General features: G+C 39.2%; 13 protein-coding genes and 1 riboswitch. All 13 genes read right to left on the bottom strand.

Going from position 1 to position 18,952, the window contains the following annotated elements; translation table 11 throughout:
- Positions 1–29: 29 nt before the first annotated feature.
- Positions 30–1,847: an ABC transporter ATP-binding protein gene (locus tag ACERJO_RS06375; RefSeq protein WP_373646950.1), complete on the bottom strand. Its 1,818-nt coding sequence runs from the start codon at positions 1,845–1,847 to the stop codon at positions 30–32.
- A complete protein-coding gene (locus ACERJO_RS06370) occupies positions 1,840–3,564 on the bottom strand; it encodes an ABC transporter ATP-binding protein (RefSeq protein ID WP_247105924.1) in 1,725 nt (574 codons plus the stop codon). The genes ACERJO_RS06375 and ACERJO_RS06370 overlap by 8 nt, the downstream gene beginning before the upstream one ends.
- Before the next feature lie 105 nt (positions 3,565–3,669).
- Positions 3,670–4,665, bottom strand: coding sequence for an L-glyceraldehyde 3-phosphate reductase (gene mgrA, locus ACERJO_RS06365; protein ID WP_373646949.1), 996 nt, complete (start codon positions 4,663–4,665; stop codon positions 3,670–3,672).
- A gap of 31 nt (positions 4,666–4,696) precedes the next feature.
- Positions 4,697–5,617 (bottom strand): aldo/keto reductase, encoded by a 921-nt coding sequence (locus tag ACERJO_RS06360; RefSeq protein WP_247105922.1) that lies wholly within the window; start codon positions 5,615–5,617, stop codon positions 4,697–4,699.
- A 363-nt stretch (positions 5,618–5,980) separates the two neighbouring features.
- Entirely contained in the window at positions 5,981–6,970 is a 990-nt protein-coding gene (locus ACERJO_RS06355) for an ABC transporter permease (protein WP_247105921.1), read from the bottom strand.
- Position 6,971: 1 nt separating this feature from the next.
- On the bottom strand, positions 6,972–8,471 hold the full coding sequence (locus tag ACERJO_RS06350) for a sugar ABC transporter ATP-binding protein (RefSeq protein ID WP_247105920.1): 1,500 nt from the start codon (positions 8,469–8,471) through the stop codon (positions 6,972–6,974).
- Between the two features lie 219 nt (positions 8,472–8,690).
- Positions 8,691–9,812: a sugar ABC transporter substrate-binding protein gene (locus tag ACERJO_RS06345; protein WP_373646948.1), complete on the bottom strand. Its 1,122-nt coding sequence runs from the start codon at positions 9,810–9,812 to the stop codon at positions 8,691–8,693.
- 106 nt (positions 9,813–9,918) lie between these two features.
- Positions 9,919–10,033, bottom strand: a riboswitch (SAM riboswitch).
- A 109-nt stretch (positions 10,034–10,142) separates the two neighbouring features.
- Positions 10,143–11,753 carry a hypothetical protein gene (locus ACERJO_RS06340; RefSeq protein WP_373646947.1) on the bottom strand — a complete coding sequence of 537 codons (1,611 nt, stop codon included), beginning with the start codon at positions 11,751–11,753 and terminating at the stop codon, positions 10,143–10,145.
- A gap of 2 nt (positions 11,754–11,755) precedes the next feature.
- Entirely contained in the window at positions 11,756–12,541 is a 786-nt protein-coding gene (locus ACERJO_RS06335; protein ID WP_373646946.1) for an ABC transporter ATP-binding protein, read from the bottom strand.
- Between the two features lie 271 nt (positions 12,542–12,812).
- Positions 12,813–14,498, bottom strand: a complete 1,686-nt coding sequence (locus tag ACERJO_RS06330; protein WP_373646945.1) for an ABC transporter permease — start codon at positions 14,496–14,498, stop codon at positions 12,813–12,815.
- 22 nt (positions 14,499–14,520) lie between these two features.
- Positions 14,521–15,648, bottom strand: coding sequence for an extracellular solute-binding protein (locus tag ACERJO_RS06325; protein WP_373646944.1), 1,128 nt, complete (start codon positions 15,646–15,648; stop codon positions 14,521–14,523).
- Between the two features lie 236 nt (positions 15,649–15,884).
- The gene (locus tag ACERJO_RS06320; RefSeq protein ID WP_373646943.1) at positions 15,885–16,940 is read right to left on the bottom strand and encodes an ABC transporter ATP-binding protein; all 1,056 of its coding nucleotides are present in this window, start codon (positions 16,938–16,940) and stop codon (positions 15,885–15,887) included.
- 269 nt (positions 16,941–17,209) lie between these two features.
- Positions 17,210–18,730, bottom strand: a complete 1,521-nt coding sequence (locus tag ACERJO_RS06315; protein WP_247106010.1) for a NarK family nitrate/nitrite MFS transporter — start codon at positions 18,728–18,730, stop codon at positions 17,210–17,212.
- Positions 18,731–18,952 lie beyond the last annotated feature (222 nt).

The following is an 18,952-nucleotide window of genomic DNA, read 5'->3' as shown; positions in this document are numbered from 1 at the left end:
CGGCCTCTTCACTTGATGTGTAACCTGCCTCACTCATTCCCTCCCTTTTCATTCATTTCATAATATAATCCACCGTTTTCCATTAATTCCTCATGTGAGCCTTGTTCTACTATTTTACCTTCCTGAAGAACTAAAATACGATCTGCCTGCTGAATCGTATTTAATCGATGTGCGATAACAAAGCTTGTTCTCCCTTGCATGAGCCTTTTTAACGCATCTTGAATTTTGATCTCTGTAATCGTATCAATGTTACTCGTCGCCTCATCTAAGATAAGAACGGATGGATTAACAAGGATCGCTCTCGCAATCGATAAGAGCTGTTTCTGACCTTGACTTATTCCACTCCCTTCTTGATCAAGCATCGTATCAAATCCCTCAGGTAGTTTCATAATAAAGGAATACGCATTAGCCTTCTTCGCCGCTTCTTCTATCTCTTCATCGGTTGCATTCTGACGACCGTAACGAATATTTTCACGAATCGTTGCTTGGAACAGAAACGAATCTTGCAAGACGAAACCCATATGCTGTCTTAGACTCTCTCTTTTTAACTCTGATAAAGGAATACCATCTATAAGAATGGCTCCAGACTCTGGCTCATAGAAGCATGATAACAGATTGATAATTGTTGTTTTCCCAGCTCCTGTAGGACCTACAAGGGCAATCATTTCCCCTGCTTTGACACGAAAGCTAACATTCGCAATTGTTTTACTCTCTTCTTCATAGGAGAAATGGACATCCTTGAAGACAACATCCCCTCTTATTTCTTTAATCGGCTTCGCATGTTTCTGATCTGCTTCCTCAGACTCATCAAGCACTTCAAACACACGCTCAGCGCCAGCAACAGCTGACAATAACGTATTGAATTGATTAGCTAAATCATTTAATGGTCTTGTAAATTGTCGAGAATATTCTGCAAAGATAACAATAATACCAACCGTGACAGCACTATTTTCCTGTAACGCCAACATCCCACCAATAAAAGCAATAACGGCAAAGCTTAAATTGTTCAATACATTCATCAGCTTTGGAATAAACCCAGAATAGGTTTGTGCCCAAAAACTAGTCTTTCTTACCTCTTTGTTTTTTTCTTTAAACTGTTGAATGACATGGTCTTCTTGAGAGAATGCTTTAACGATTCGTTGTCCTGATATCGTCTCCTCAATAAAACCATTTGCAGCGCCTAGGTTTTTTTGCTGCTCTTTAAAAAATATCGAGGTTCGCTTCGTAATCCACTTCATTCCGAAAACCATCAAAGGTACAACAGTAACCGTAACAAGCGTCATAAGCGGACTCAACCAAAGCATTACAGCTAAAATACCGAAAAACGTTAACACACTTGAAATAATTTGAATCACCGAGCTATTCAATGTATTACTTATATTTTCAATATCATTCGTCATTCGACTCATGAGCTCCCCGTGCTGTCGTTTATCAAAAAAAGGGATAGGTAGCCTTTGAATATGATTAAAAAGCTCCGTTCTAATCGTATAAACCGTTTGTTGTGCAATTCGAACCATCCAAAAGTGTTGAAGCCACATCGTCAACGCATGAGATACATAAACGATGAGCAAAAAGGCTAGTAACCATATAAGTCCAGAAGTGTTAGCAGCCATTAAATAATCATCAATCGTCACTCCAATTAAAAAAGGTCCTAATAAACTTAAGGCTGAGCTTAAAATAATCATTAAAATAACGAGCATCAACATCGGTTTATGTTCACCTAAATAGCTCCATATCCGTTTCGTTGTATCGAACCAATTATCGATTTTTTTTGTATTTTTAATATTTTTACTACGTTTAATGGATATACGCTCATATTGAAAGGGCCTACTAAATGGATTACTCATGAATAAGCACCTCTTTTTGTTCTTGTGATTGAACTAGCTCTTGATACATCGTCGATTGCTGGAAGAGCTCTTCATGTGAACCTTTAGCAATGATTTGACCATCTTCCATTAAGACAATCAGATCAGCTTCCATCGCTGATGTGATCTTCTGTGTAATGAAAAGTGTTGTACAGGAATGCGAGCGAATTGCGTTTAACAGCTTGGCTTCTGTTCGAACATCTAACGCACTCGTGCTATCATCCAATAATAGAATTTTTGGTTTGCGAACTAATGCGCGCGCAATCGACATTCGCTGCTTTTGACCACCAGATAAATTCACACCTTTTTGACCAATTAGCGTGTCATATTTCAATGGAAGGGACTGAATCGTATGAGCAATCTGAGCTTCTTTCACCGCTTGAGTCATTTCCTCGACTGACGCATTTCGTTTTCCCCATAAGAGATTATCCTTAATCGTTCCTGAAAATAAAAAGACTTCCTGTGGAACATAACCAATCGCTTGACGAAGCTCCTCACTATGAAACTGATTGATTTTGTTTCCATCAATATAAACACTTCCTTTTTGCGGCTCGAACAATCGCGGGATTAATTGAAAGAGAGATGACTTCCCTGAGCCTGTTTCCCCCATAAAAGCAATCGTTTGACCTGCTTCAATCGTCAATGAAATATCGGTTAGTACATCCTCCTTCATAGTAGGATAGCGAAAGTACACATGCTGAAACGTAATGGCCCCTTTTTCCACCTTAGCTGACTGTGAACGTTCAACGTCTTTTTCTGTTTCTTCTTCCAACACTTGCGAGATACGCTCAGCAGAAGCTTTTGTCCGTGAAAAAATAATCACAAACATCGAAAACATGGAGAGCGCCCCTGTTATACGCATCGCATAATTAAGAATAGCGACAACCTCACCAACCTGTGCATTTTGACTTACGACTGCCATATCACCGAACCAAATAATAGCGACAATCGCCGTATTCATTAATAGCAGTAATAGAGGCATCGCTACCTCCATTAAGCGCATCACGTTAATCGTTTTTTCTTTTAATTCCTCATTACGCTTTGAGAAGCGGCTCTGTTCAACTTTACGAGTAACAAATACTTTAATCATTCGAATCGCCTGTAAATTTTCGCGAAAGACGTGATTAAGACCGTCTAAACGCGCTTGAACATCTTTAAATAATCCAGAGCCCCTCTTCATCATCCATGTTAAGAACAAAATAATAATCGGGATCGTTACAACTAGAATAAGGCCAAGTCTAACGTTGACAAACAAAGCCATGATCACTCCGCCAAAAACAATTAATGGCGCCCGAAACATAATACGTAAGCACATAAATATCGTATTTTGAATGAGCGTGACATCATTTGTCATTCTCGTTATTAACGACGATGTTTGAAATCGTTGTAACGTTTCATAGGAAAAGCGTTGAATCTTCTCATACATGTCTCCTCTTATATCATAACCGGTACTTTGACTTACATGACCAGCATAAAAGGAATTAATAATTCCGGAAATGAAGGCAAGTAAAGACATCGCAATCATTATACCTCCCCATCTCATCACAAAAGCCATATCATTTCCTACAATTCCGTCATCAATGATTCTAGCTAATAATAATGGATGAATGAGCTCAACAACCAATTCCACAAACATTAAAGTAAGGGCAATCCATATCGGAATTCGGTAAGGTGTTAAAAATGGAAATAACTTCAGCATGATGCTCCTCCAAGTTCTGTTTGTTCATTCGCATTCTTTAATGTCATAAAAAGCTGTCCAATCAGGTAGTACCCTCGTGGACAGCTTTTGACCATATTCATTTCATTAGTCTTGTAAAATTCGGTCAATTTCATCAAGCTCATCCTGTGAAAATTTAAGATTGCTCACTGCTTGAGCATTGTCTTCGATCTGACTCACCTTACTTGCTCCGATTAGAGCTGAGGTCACCTTTCCATTACGTAGCACCCATGCTAACGCCATTTGAGCAAGTGTTTGACCTCGTCTTGCAGCGACTTCATGTAAGCCTTGAATCTTCCGTATCACTTGCTCGGTCACTTGATCCTCACCAAGAGCTCCCGTCTCCTTAGCTACTCTAGATTGTGATGGTATTCCTTTCATATATTTATTCGTCAATAGACCTTGCTGTAATGGACAGAAGGCAATTGAACCAACCTTCTCCTCTTCTAATACATCCTGTAAGCCATCCTCTTCAATCCAACGATTTAGCATAGAATAACTCGGCTGATGAATGAGCAATGGAGTTCCTAAATCATTTAGAATACGAGTAGCTTCTTTTGTCTGCACCGCGCTATAGCTTGAAATCCCAACATAGAGCGCCTTTCCTTGACGAACAACTTGATCAAGAGCAGCCATCGTCTCTTCAAGTGGGGTATCAGGATCTGGTCGATGTGAATAATAAATATCAACATAATCAAGACCCATTCGTTTTAAGCTTTGATCAAGACTAGCAATTAAATACTTTTTCGATCCCCATTCGCCGTATGGTCCGTCCCACATATGGTATCCTGCTTTCGTCGAAATGATTATTTCATCACGATAAGGCTTGAAATCCGTTTGTAATATCTTCCCAAACATCTCTTCCGCTGATCCAGGAGGAGGACCGTAGTTGTTAGCCAGATCAAAATGAGTAATCCCTAAGTCAAATGCCCGACGTAGCATTGCTCGACCATTCTCAAACGTATCAACACCACCAAAATTATGCCATAAACCTAACGAAATCGCTGGTAAAAACAATCCAGAATGCCCTGTACGATTATATATCATCGAATCATATCGATTATCACTTGCTACATATGTCATATTATCTCTCCTACTTCTTTATGTGCCACCATTAAACAGATTGTGGGTGCTTTTCACTAACCATATCTAATGTAGCCGCTAACGCATTACTTTCAACTTGTTCTACATTTTTGCATCCAGGAATGACACTTGTCACTGCTTCATGCTTCAAGCACCAGGCAAGCGCCCATTGTGCCATATTAACACCTTCTGGCACTTCATTTCGTTGAATCCGTTCAACTAATTCGAGCTTCTGCTGCAACTGCAATTGATCATGATGAGAACGGACATCACTGTCAACAAAGGATGCTCCTGGCTTATATTTCCCACTTAAAAAGCCACTTGCTAATGGTACTCGTGCCATGACACCTAATTGTTGTCGTTCGCATGAAGGAAACACCTTCTCTTCAGGCTCCGTCTCTAAACGATTATAAACGACTTGAATCACACTAGCATTAAACTCAGATGCCATATCGGTTTGATAAATGTTATCATTAGCACCGATGGAAATACCTAAATGTCTAACCTTCCCTGCTTGAATTTGTTTATCTAACGCTGTCCATAGTCCATCATTCCGAAACGCTTCATCACTACCAGAATGAAATTGATACAGATCAATATAATCCGTTTTAAGCGCTTTCAGGGATTCATCTAATTGCTGTATCACTTCCTCGGCACTCCAATGATTCGTACGATCAAACGCCCCATGAAACTTATGTCCAAATTTCGTCGCAACAATCCAATCTTCTCGCTCATCCTGCTTTAAATAGTTGCCAATAAAAGACTCTGAAAGGTGGTCACCATAACATTCAGCTGTATCAATAAAGTTAATGCCAACTTCTTTCGCTCGCTGCAAAATAGCATTTACTTCATCTTGGGTAAATTCCTTGCCCCATTCGCCTCCAAATTGCCACGTTCCAACTCCAACTACGGACACGTCTAATCCAGTTTTCCCTAGCGTACGATATTTCATGGACCTAACCCCTTTCGAAAAAATAGACTACTATAATTAGTTCGATAAAAAGAGTGGAAAACCTGCCCAAATCTTCAGAGATTATTTTATCATTCTTTCCTTATGAATAACAAAGAAAAGACATGCTTCAGAAAAAAATAAATTTCTTCTACATACCTAACGTAGCCTTTCTCTAATCTTCCTAGCTACAAGAGCATGATCAAAAAACACCACGAAAAATATAGCAATGGCTCCGTTCGCTACGCGTCTGTGGTCAGAAAACCACTCACCACAAGACTTTTAAGAGATGTAGCAACTACTCTCATTGCTTAGAGGTTGTTCAAAAAGGGAAAAACATCCCTTTTTGAACAACCTCTATAAAATCTATTTTTTTAATTTATAATACGTAATTGCTAACGCAAAGGCGAGCACTGTCCCTTTTACTATATCCATCGAATAATAAGGTACAGACATCATCACTAGACCATTGGACAAGATGCCTATTAATACAGCACCAAAAAACGTTCCTATTGCATTAGGTTTACCTGCTCCGAGAACAGAAAATCCAATAAATGTTGCTGCCACAGCATCCATTAAATATGGAGTACCAGCGTTTATTTCCGCTGTAGCAACTCTTGACGCTAGCACGATCCCCCCGATAGCAGCAAATAGTGCTGATAATAAATAGGCAGTGACTTTATATTTATTAACAGGTATTCCTGATAATCTTGCAGCCTCCTCATTCCCACCTATTACATACATAAACCGACCATGCTTCGTATAGGTTAGGAAAATATGAACGAGAATGACCGAAATGATCATAATAATAATAATCCAAGGAATTCGCCCAAGCTGTAAGAAGAACGAGCTTAACGTTCCCGTTGCAAACGAGCCGTCTGACATCACCATATTTTCAGAAACGGTTGCCCCTTTCGTATACGTTAAAGCAATCCCTTGTACGATAAACATCGTTGCAAGTGTTAGAAGCATATCAGGTATTTTTACCTTCACGATCATAAAGGCATTAAATGCTCCAACAAGTAAAGCCGCAATTAAAGCGGCGAAGATCGCTACGAACGTATTTTGTGAAAACCAGACGAACATCGAAATAACGATGGCATTCGATAAGGATGCAACTGAGCCTACTGATAAATCAAAGCCATTGACAGATAAAGAGATCGTAATCCCAATAGCAATAATCGTCACAATTGAAATCGAACGTAAAATATTTATCATATTTGAACTTTGCATAAAGGAATCGGTTGCCAATGAGAAGAATACAATCAGCACAACGATCGTTAGCAACGTTCCATATCTATAAAAGAAACGAAATGCATCAAACTTTTTCTCTTTTCTTTCTGATACTTCTTGCACGTTAGTCCCCTCCAGTCGAGAAATACAGTAGCTCTTCTTCATTTGTTTCTATTGTCTGTACCTCTTTTACCATTTTTCCATCGTACATCACATACACACGATTCGTTACACCAACAATTTCTGCTAGCTCTGATGAAGCATAAATAATCGCTTTTCCTCGCTTCGCTAATTCTTGTATTAAGAGAAAGATATCTTTTTTTGCCCCTACATCAACACCTTTTGTCGGTTCGTCAAACATGTAGACGTCCGCATCAGCAATCAACCATTTTCCAATGGCGATTTTTTGTTGATTTCCACCAGATAAATGTTCAACTAGAGCTAATTCTGATGGGGTTTTGATCCCTAGACTTTGAATCACCTCTACTGACTTTTTACGTTCTGCTCTCACATTTAAAAATCCGAATAGCCTAGTGAAGGAAGACAAGCTAGCCGCTGTCAAATTTGTCGTAACAGATTCTGTTACAAGGACCCCTTCTTTACGTCGTTCTTCTGGAACGAGCGCTAAGCCTTGCTGAACAGCTTGATGGGGTGCTTTCAGCTTTAATTTCTTTCCTTTAAGTAAGACGTCTCCAGATAGATTCGTTGATTTTCCGAATAACGCTTTACATAACTCTGTTTTTCCGGCTCCTACAAGTCCTGCTATTCCAATAATTTCACCTGCATGAACGTGAAAATTCACATCATGTACCTTTTGCTTATCTGAAAGTCCTCTTACTTCTAGGATACGCTCCCCACTCACCTCAAAGCGATCCGGGTATTGATCTTCGAGCTTTTTGCCTAGCATTTTCTCAATCACTTCATTTTGTGTTATTTCTGCCGTTCGTACTCGTTGAACAAATTGTCCATTTCTCATCACCGTAATTCCATCACAAATTTGAAAGATCTCTGGCAACCGATGTGAAATGAAAATAATTCCGACTCCACTAGCCTTTAGCTCTCCTACAATACGAAACAATTCATTCGTTTCAGTTTGACTTAAAGGTGCTGTCGGTTCATCTAAAATGAGAAATTGACAGTTTGAACGTACCGCTCTTGCAATTAAGACCATTTGCTTTTCGGCAAGCGTCAATTCATTAACGAGTGCTTTTGAAGAAATACGAATATTCATTTTTTCTAATATCGCTTTAGTCTTATCATGAATCAATGACCAGCTAACAAATTGTTTCTTCCCTAATTCATTAACCGTTTCATTTAGCATAATATTTTCTGCTACCGACAAATAAGAAATCAAAGCCGTGTCTACTTCTTGATAAACAATTTGAACACCGGCATTTTGAGCGTCCTTTGGTGATCGAATTTCCATCTCAACATCATCAAAGGATATAGAGCCTGAATAATGACTATACGCCCCTGACAATACTTTCATCAAAGTCGATTTCCCAGCGCCATTAGCCCCTAATAATGCATGTACTTCACCCGTTTCAATCTGAAACGTTGCTTGATCAAGCGCTTTTACACCAGGAAATTCAATTGATATGCTTTCCATATGTAATGTCGTCATGACGATTTCCCCACCTTACGTCTTTTCCTCATACTCTTTCAACATCCTCACCACTTAGCTGAGGGAATAGCAATAGATAAAAAACCTTTTTCAGTTCTTCAAACATAAGGAGGTGTCTAAAAGAGCTCTAACTCCGCTTTTAGACACCCAAAGAGAGGAAACTGAAAAAGTTTGTTTTTTTTTACTTTTTCAGTTTCCTTTAAGAGATCCTCTTTAACTTTACTGCTGATAATGCTCTTTAAGCTCTTTCATCCAATCTTCTTCGAAAGCATCTGATTGTCCCCAACCTTCAATAATATCAGCAAGGTTCACCATATTCACAGACTCTTCTTGCCCTAGTAATTGATCTTGTGATACTAATGAAGCTTCAAGGTCATACGTTTGTGGCGTTTCTTCCCCAGCAAGCTTCTTAGCTAAAATTCTCACATTAACAGCGCCAATTAATTTCGGATCAACAGCTGCTGTATACTTCCATGGATTTCCTTCCTCCTGTAGCTCTTGTAAATCTGCATTTGAAATATCAATACCATAAATCGCAATATCCTCACGTCCTGCTTCCTTCAATGCTCTTGTCGCACCAATCGCAAAAGCATCCCACGTTGCAAAGATCGCATCAATTTCACCTTCTGGATACTTAGTTAACATCGCCGAAACTGCATTCTGTGTTTGGACTGATGTATCCTCTGCCGCTACCCCAAAGCGTTCAAGCTCATTAATTCCTGGATGGCTATCAAGTACTTTTTGGTACACATTATTACGTCTAACCATTGGCGGAAATCCATCGACCCATAGGTAAACAATATTCGCCTCACCATCAAAATCTTCTACTAATTGATTTAACGCTAATGATGCTAATTCTTCATCATCTTGAGACGTTAATGTGACACCTTCAATGTCTATTAAACCACCATCTGAATCAAACGCTACAACGCTTTTTCCACTATCCACTAAATCTCGAACACCTTCAATCGTAGCCTGATCATCCCCATGAGAAATAATGACACCATCATAGTCACCATTGACCGCCTGTGCAATCGCATCATGAAATGCTTCCGTATTTCCATTAGCTGTAAATGTTTCAACATCAAATCCAAGAGCTGACCCTTCCTCTTGGGCTCCAGCTAAAAATTGCGCTGTATGATCGTCACCACCGATTTTACGGATGACTTTAATGTTTACATCTTCTCCTTCAGCAAAACGCTCTGGAACACTTTCAAAGCTCACATCACTATCATTGCTCCCAGCTTGTCCTGTTTGTCCTGTGTCTTCAGCTGTACCACACCCTACAAGAAGTAGTCCAAGTGCAAGTGGTGCAATCGCATGTTTCAATACTTTCTTCATTTCTCCAGCTCCCCTTTTCTCTTTCTTTCATCACTATCATTCATTGACCACAAAAGAACCTCTCTTATCCATAAAGAGAGGTTCATCATGCTATGATTGAAATCCTCTCTCATCTTTCAAAGTATGAAACCGTCATACTTTGCAGGATTTAGCACCGTTTCTCAAGTAAGAACGGTTGCTGGGCGTCATCGGGCCAGTCCCTCTGCCACTCTTGATAAGAGTCTATTTATCTAATTTTCTGTCAAAAATGAATAATCTAACTTTAATACCTTATCGAAAAGAAGTCAATAGAATTCCGACAAGAAAAATATGTTTTTTTACATCATTCAACTAAATCCGCCTCCATGCGAGCCAATTCGCAACTATTACCATAAGTAAATAACCATATACCCCACCAGTAAACTGTAGGCTAACGTAATGACCTAAGAAAAATACACCACCTAATAAGACTAAGCCGAGCATTTGCCACCCTTTACTATCTTGAATAACTTTAAATGATTTGGAGAAAGGACGCTTTATACGCGCAGCAGCCAGCTGACAAATGGCCATATAGAGCATACTTGAAAAGATCAATACAATTAAATCAGGAATAATTCTAATCGAGAAGATCCAAAGAAAAATGATCGAAACAAGTACATACAACGGCAACACTAGCTTTACTAATAATGCTTTTAGTGTTCCTTTAACCGCAAGATGATACCCTTTTAACGGTGAAGACTCATAAATCCATGCTCCTTTGTAGCCTTCAGAATATTCCGCCATTACGACTATAGTTGGAATGAGCAAAATCGTAAAATACATCGACAAATACCACTGACTACTTGCGATCTCTCCCCAAGTGCTATTTCTCATTTCTGAGAAAAGAAAGAGATAAGGCAAGACAAGTGCAAGACCAATAGATGGATACACCTTAAGCTTAAATTGGCGCTCCCTTTTTATGACAATATTAGCAAAATGGAAAAAGGCTCGTTCATCCTTACTAGAGCAGATGATATTTGATATCCACGTAAGCCATCTTTTCTTTCGTTCCCTCGTATTTCTCTCATGACTGTCAAGCTTCTGCAAATAATATTCGAAGGTTGGCATGAATCGTGCGTAAAAGACCATCGCCACAATAGGAACGAAAATCGCTAGACTCGTAAAGCTAATAAAATATGCATTTACAACCTGATTTAAAATGAGCTCAAATAGTGCCGCAAACCAGATAGGCGGTAAGAAAAATTGCCACCACGCTGCTTGAAACTCTATGTTCAAATCAACAAATTCAAATGAACGAACAACAATTTGATACCCAACAATCAGCGCGATAGAAAGCCCAATTTGAACATAATTAATCATATCCTTCAGCACTTCACCATTAAAGAAACGTAATATTAGTAAATATAATAATGTTGTGATGACAATAATGAATAAATTTAAAAAAACGATACTACTTAGAAACAAGAAGGCAAATCCAATTCCTTTCACAGAGATTGCTACAATAAGTGGAATCGCAATAATCGCTAACGATAATTGTATTAAATAATTTGCGACATGAATCACTTTCACCGCCGCCAACGTCTTCTCAGTAATCGGCTTCGTTGCTAGAATCGATCGGTCACGCACATCTAGTAGCACAGTTGAGAAATCCGAAATTAGCGATGACATGACAAGAAACATATAAATTGAAAAGACAATACTTAATTGGAATAAGTACTCTTCACCAAAGAGAAAGGGAATTAAAATAAGACCAAATAGGGCATATAACCCTAATGATAATAAAAATTGATTCTTTTTCTTATCTTCCTTCTTTGCTGAATCGGCAAAAACCGTCGGAACACGTCGCTGATCCATTTCAAACTTCACTTGTAAGATCGTTCTTATGTCAGTAAAATCGACTCCAAGCAAGCGAAATACTTTTTTACATCGATCTAATAAACGTAGCAGTAAATAATCCTTCATCCTTACACCTCTTGAACAATCGAAACAAATTTACTTGCGATTTCTCGGTGCTCATGAAAGCCAGTCAATTCATTAAAAATCTCTTCTAATGAGCCTTCTAAATTCTTTTCTCTTAGCTCATCGAACGTCCCATCTGCAATAATCTTCCCTTCCGAAATGAGCACAATTCGATTACTAATTTTCTCAACAACATCCATAATATGTGATGAATAGAAAATCGTTTTACCTTGAGAGGCCAATTGAGCCATTACTTCCTTTACAACCATCACACTATTTGCATCTAAACCACTCAGCGGTTCATCAAGAAATAGTACATCAGGATTATGTAATAAGCTTGAAATAAGTAAAACTTTCTGACGCATCCCTTTTGAAAAAGAAGAAATACGAGAATAATAGACCTCCTCCAATTCAAATTGCTTCATTAGTCGACGCGCTTTATAATCAGCTGCTTCCTTCTCAATTCCATACAGCTGACCAATAAACGTTAAATACTCTTGAGCTGTCAGCATATCATATAATTCAGCGACTTCAGGGACATAACCAATCTTCCGTTTATACTCGACTCTTCCATTTGCAATATCTTCTCCAAGAACTTGCACCGAGCCCGTAAATCCTTGGACAAGCCCTAGCATAATTTTAACGGTTGTGCTTTTCCCAGCCCCGTTCGGTCCGATGTAGCCAATAATTTGGCCTTCATACACATCTAAATTTATGCCTCGTAAGACATACTCATCATCATATTTCATCATCAAATCTCGTAATGAAATAACAGGTACCTGATCTGTCATAGTTATAACTCCTTATATCCTAGTTTGTGGACAGTATATCATACAAGACCTCTAAATATTCCCTTTTCTTATCATTCATTTCCATTCATACTTGTTCATTTCGTCAAATCCAGGCGTTACAAGCGCTAAAGCCTTACTGAAAGAGAACGTGTAACGTACGAAACCGCCACCACCGTCAACATCGTTTTATTTCTGTAAAAAAAGAAGAGGCCATTATACAAGATGGCAAGCACCTTGTATTTACAGCCTCTCTTTCAACCGACAATATCGATTAGTACTTCTTTAACAAGTAACGCAACGGAATAACCGAAACGACAATAATTAGTAACGCTGCAGGTGCAGCCAAATGATAAATCGCCTCTGTTGCTTCAAAATAAACCCGGACAGCTAGCGTATCAAAGCCAGGCGGCCTTAGCATTAATGTAGCTGGTAGCTCTTTAATTGAACTTACAAATACGAGCGCCCCCCCTGCTAATACACCGGGAAGAATCGTTGGTAGGATCACTTTAAACATCACCTTCCACGGTGGATAACCGAGGCTCCTTGCCGCTTCATCAATTCGAGGTGACACTAAGCTAAGCGAGGCTTCCCCCGATTGCATCGCTTGTGGTAAGAAGCGAATGACAAAAGCAATCGCAATCATGTAAAACGTGTTATACAACGCTGGAATATGATTATTAAAAATAAAGATCATTCCTAAACCAACAATCACACCAGGTAACGCATAGCCAGCATAGCTTAATTTGTCAATGAAAGTCGTCAACCCTGATGGATAACGTGATTTCAAATAAATAATCGGTAATGCTAGCAGCATACATAATAATGCAGCGAGACCTGATACGAGTATACTATTCCACGCAAAGCCGAAAAACCTTGCATCAAGAGCACCCATTCCCATCCCAATAACCGACCAATAAATCAGAACGGCAATTGGTAAGACAACTGAAACGAGAAACACACAACAAACATACAGAAAGGCGAAAGGTTTCCATTTTCCTAATGATAATATTTCTGGCTCTCGGAATGTATTACTCGTTTGATAATAGTGACTTTTCCTCCGCGTCCTTGACTCAATCCATAAGATCAAAATCGTCAGTACGATTAGCACAAGGCTCAAAACAGAAGCAGAGGCTGTATCAAAGCTCGAACGTTGAAAATAAATCGCAGCTGTAAACGTCACATACCGGAGCATCGCTATAGCACCAAAGTCGGAAAGCACATATAAAGAAATCAGAATCGCCCCTGCTCCGATCGCCGGACGTAAAAATGGTAAATTAACCTTCCAAAAAATCTGCGCTGTATTTAACCCTTGAGAACGAGCCACCTCTTCAAAATTACGATTCATCTTTCGTAATGACGCACTAGCAATAAGAAACACATATGGATATGTAAACATTGTCAAAACAAAAAAAACGCCCCAAAATGAATAAATATTAAGCGGATATTGTCCAAACCATTCGACGAGAAAAGAAATGTCGCGCCACAAATCTCGTAGCCAGCCACTTGGACCCATAACAATAATGTATGTAACCGCACCAACATACGGTGGGATCACGAGCGGCAACGCCAATAACCATTGCCACACTTTCCTCCCAGGTAAATCAGTCCGAACGACTAACCATGAAAGAGAAATACCAATGATGACAGCAAAAGCGGTCACTGCTATTGTCAATGAAAACGTATTCCACAACAATTCAGGAATGCGACCATCTAGCAATCTCATCCAACGATCCTTCCCAGCAAATAGAGAGCGCCAAATGACATAAATAATCGGTATCGACATGATCAGTGCAACTAAGCTACCGACGAATAAAAGAACAGGTCCCGGAGGGTTCCCATTCCAGCTATTCAGCCATTTTTTTTTCATAAAATGGAGAAGGGTTGGAGAATGATTTTCTCCAACCTTAGGATAAGCTTGATGCTGTTTTTGTTCTTTATTATGATCGTGCTTATCCATGCTGCCCTCTCCTAGTCCATCATTATCTTAAATCAAGATCAAGCCCTGATTCTTCAATTAATGCTCTTGTATCTTCGAAGTAATTTCCTAGTTCCTTCAACGGCATGTCTTGAACATGCAATTCATTGAATGGTAATGCCGCTTCATACGGTGGATCAAGATCTGGGTTAATTGGAACCTCAAGAGATTCACCGACAAATGCCAATTGATTCTCTGGCTTCAGAACCCATTCGATAAATGCTTGAGCATTTTCTGCATTTGGAGCTTCATTTACTAAGCCAACACCAGCTGCATTAGCAATCGCACCCATTTGTCCATCCTCTTGATCTGCATAAATAAATCCTACATTATTATCAGATGGCTCTTCTAATTGCTGATGATAATAGTAATTATTCACAAGCCCAAATGCATGTTCACCTGCGCCAACAGCACGACGGATATCACCATGCCCTTCAAAAATTCCAGCAGCATTATCTTTAATCGCAGTAATCCATTCAGCAGTACGCTCATCGCCCCACTCATAGCGTAGCGCTGAAACGTTTCCAATCATACCACCGTTACCACCACGAGTAATCGCATATCCATTTTCAACATTTGCCCATTCTGGGTCAAATAAATCCTCCATGCTTGTAGGCATTTCATCTTCTGAAATTAAATCCTTGTTATAAATAAATCCTCGTGCTCTTGCTGATAATGCAATCCACGCATTATCATCTGCACGAAACTGTTCATCAATCGTTTCAACACCTTCTGGATCAAAGCCTACTAATAAACCTTGACCATTCAAATACTCTAATGCACCAAGATCATTAGAAATAAAAATGTCAGCTTGTACATTGCCTTGCTCTTCTTCAATTTGTAGTGGATCAGCACCATGTAACGCATTAACAGTTACACCTGTTTCATCTGCAAACTTGTCTAATAACGCTTGTACGAAATTTTCATTACGTGAAGAGTATACTACAAGTTCCCCTGATAATTCTACAGCGACTTCATCACTGTCATCATTTTCATCTTCAACGGGCTGTTCTTCGGCTTGATCATCACCTTCTGTACTTTCTGGCTCTTCATCGTTACCTCCGCAAGCAGCAACAACAAACAGTAACAATACAAGTAAACTAGCAAGTAAAAGCTTTAATCCTTTTTTCATCTTGATCCCCCTAATACATTTTATTCACTTAATTGAAAGTGATTATCACTTTCAATTAATAACATAAACTGAATTATAATTGAGCTTATTTCAATTGTCAATATTTTTTCGCAATATGGTTAACATTCCATACTCCATATAAAATGGCCACTACAAATAGGCAGCCAATCCAAGAACACTAAAAATCCACCTCGTAGTGACCACTTATATTGGGCAAAATAATGATAAACAAACGCCTACGCTTCCACGAGCGCAACTAATTCAGTCTTTATATCAAAAGCGACGACCTGTCCGACTTCGATCTCCTGCTCAATCGGAGCGTATACAACGATAGGCTGGACTTGTTCATTGTCGCCTAATAAGACTTCAACCTCTTGATATTCACCACTATAGGTCACTCGCTCTACACGACCAGAATATCCCCCATTTTCTGCCAATTGACACCCTTCGGGACGAATCGAAACACGCACATTTTCCATAAGCTCCTCACTTTGCTTAGGCAATGTAACACGACCAATATACGTATCAACATGCTTTAAATCAGGACAAAGCGTGCCCACTAACAAGTTCGTTTTACCGACAAATTGAGCAACGAAGCAGTTTTTTGGGCAGCGATACATATCCCTTGGTGTGGCAATTTGTTGGATAACCCCTTCGTTCATCACCACCACTCGATCAGAAACAGCAAATGCATCCTTCTGATCATGTGTGACAATAACAGCTGTTGTGTTCGCTTTTCGTAAAATTGCTGTCACATCATATCTCATTCGCTCACGTAAACCAGCATCTAGGTTGCTGAATGGTTCATCCATTAATACAACATGAGGTTTAGGGGCTAACGCACGGGCAAGAGCCACTCGCTGTTGCTGCCCTCCTGAGAGCTCACTTGGATACCTTTTCGCAAATTCACTTAACCCTACTAGCTCTAACACTTCTTTAACACGCCCCTTCTTGGCACGCGTACTCCATTTATTTAAACCAAATGTTATATTCTTTTCTATCGTTAAGTGGGGAAACAACGCATAGTCTTGAAAGACCATTCCAATTCCACGCTTTTCAGCTGGGACATACGTACGATCACTTACAATCTCCTGTCCATCAATCGAAATTGTACCGGATGTGGGATTTTCAAAGCCAGCAAGCATGCGTAACGTTGTTGTTTTCCCACAACCACTCGGACCGAGTAGAGTCAGAATTTCACCCTTTTCAATACTCAGCTCTATATGGTCAACTGCAATATGATCAGACTTCGCATATTGTTTCGTTAATTGGTGTAAGTGAATAAAACTCATTATGTATCTCCCCTGTCCTGTTGTTCCTTCTCTTTGAGAATGAAACTCAATACAAATTGAGTTTAGCACACCTATTGAAAAGACGTCAATGACCACTCAACCATTATTATTGACAAATTCATGTATGTAAGATTTAACCAAATTCAGCTGCTTGCATGAGATGTCCTTTGCTTTCTACTTAACATGAAGTGGAGTTCCTTTTTGAGCAACACAAACAGGAGTGTCAAACGAATGACACTCCCAAAAGTAAATTCCCAAAACCTTTATACTTACAAGGCCTTTTTCACTTTTTCTTCTCCTGTTAACTCCTCAGAAAGCTCCTCCATCACTTGAGCTTGATCAGCAGAAGATTCATAATATTCATCAGCAAATGAGTTCTTTGGCTCCTCTAACATGAAATAGCAAATGACAAAGCTGACAAACGCTCCACCAGCTAATATGAAAAAGAATTGTTGTGACGATACAAACGTATAAAGAGTTAAATAAATGGTTGCACCGACGTTTCCATACGCTCCTGACATTCCTGCAATTTGTCCTGTAATTCGCTTCTTAATCATTGGAATGACAGCAAACGTCGCTCCTTCAGCCCCTTGTATAAAGACAGAAGTTAACACAACAACAGCTACAGCCAATACAATAGGCCACGAAGAATCTATGAACCCCATTCCAACTAATCCTAATGAAATACCGAACATATAAATAAGCATAATCTTTCGACGGCTACCCATACGATCCGATAATACACCGCCTAAAGGACGAGCCACTAAATTGATAAATGCGAATGATGCTGCAATTAATCCCGCTGTTGCTGGTGTTAATGAAAACGTAAGCTGAAAGAACATCGGTAGCATTGAAATAATGGCTAATTCTGCTCCAAAGTTAGCAAAATACGTACTATTTAATGCCGCAACATTTTTAAACTTATATTGATCATCCTCAGGCACACCTTTCTTTAATAAGGGTACATTCACTTGAAGAATTTTATACACTTGATAAATAAAGACAAGTCCGATGATGATCCATGTGACATATAAGAACGTTTCACTTAAAAAGCCCATCCCCTCTAGTCGCCAAGCACTTAGAGCCAATGCCCCACCTAAAGGAATCGTCCAAAAAATCAACTGAACCATATCGCCCCAGCTACTTACTTCCATCGCACCAGATTTCTTCGGCTTTAGTAACACTTTTCCTTCTGGCGTATCACGTACTGCAAAATAATAAATAATTCCATAAACAAGACAGAATAACCCTGTAAGTGCTAAGGCATATCTCCAGCCATTATCTCCACCGAACATCGTTAATGCAATCCAAGGTAGAATCATCGCAGCAGCGGCTGAACCAAAGTTCCCCCATCCACCATAAATCCCTTCGGCAAACCCTACATCTTTTGGAGGATACCATTCAGAAACCATTCGTATCCCGATTACAAAGCTCGCTCCAATACTACCGAGAATTAAACGTGATATTGCAATCTGCGCCCACGAATCACCAAAGGCAAACACAAAAGCAGGAATCGACATAATGATCAGTAACCCAGAATAAACGACTCTTGGACCATACTTATCAAGTAATGAACCGATAATAATACGCGCCGGTATCGTTAATGCTACATTTAATATACCGAGTGCCGCAATATGTTCAGGCGTTAACCAATTCAATTCTGCTAACATCGTCGTGGCCATTGGCGCCATATTATACCAAGTAAAGAAAGAAACAAAAAACGCAAACCATGTAAAGTGCAAAACTTTTGTTCTCTCATCTTTAAATTTAAATAAATCCGATACCGTCATCTCTAACTTCATCTCCAATCACATGTTTTTAATTCTAATACCATTAATACATGTTAATAGAGCCCGCGTCTGCAATTGCGATAGAAAACCTTCCAAGCTTTATAAGCCAACGCTTTCATGATAAATACACTGTTATATATTCTTCCAAATTTATTGTTTTTTTATTTTTAAAATAGAGATAATGATGGGAAGTTTATACTTTTCTAGGGAGTGAAACAATTT

This window comes from Halalkalibacter sp. AB-rgal2 (assembly GCF_041821005.1).
Classification (GTDB): domain Bacteria; phylum Bacillota; class Bacilli; order Bacillales; family Bacillaceae_D; genus Halalkalibacter.
Note: the sequence above shows the minus strand (reverse complement) of the source record. Positions and strands in the feature narration are given on the sequence as shown.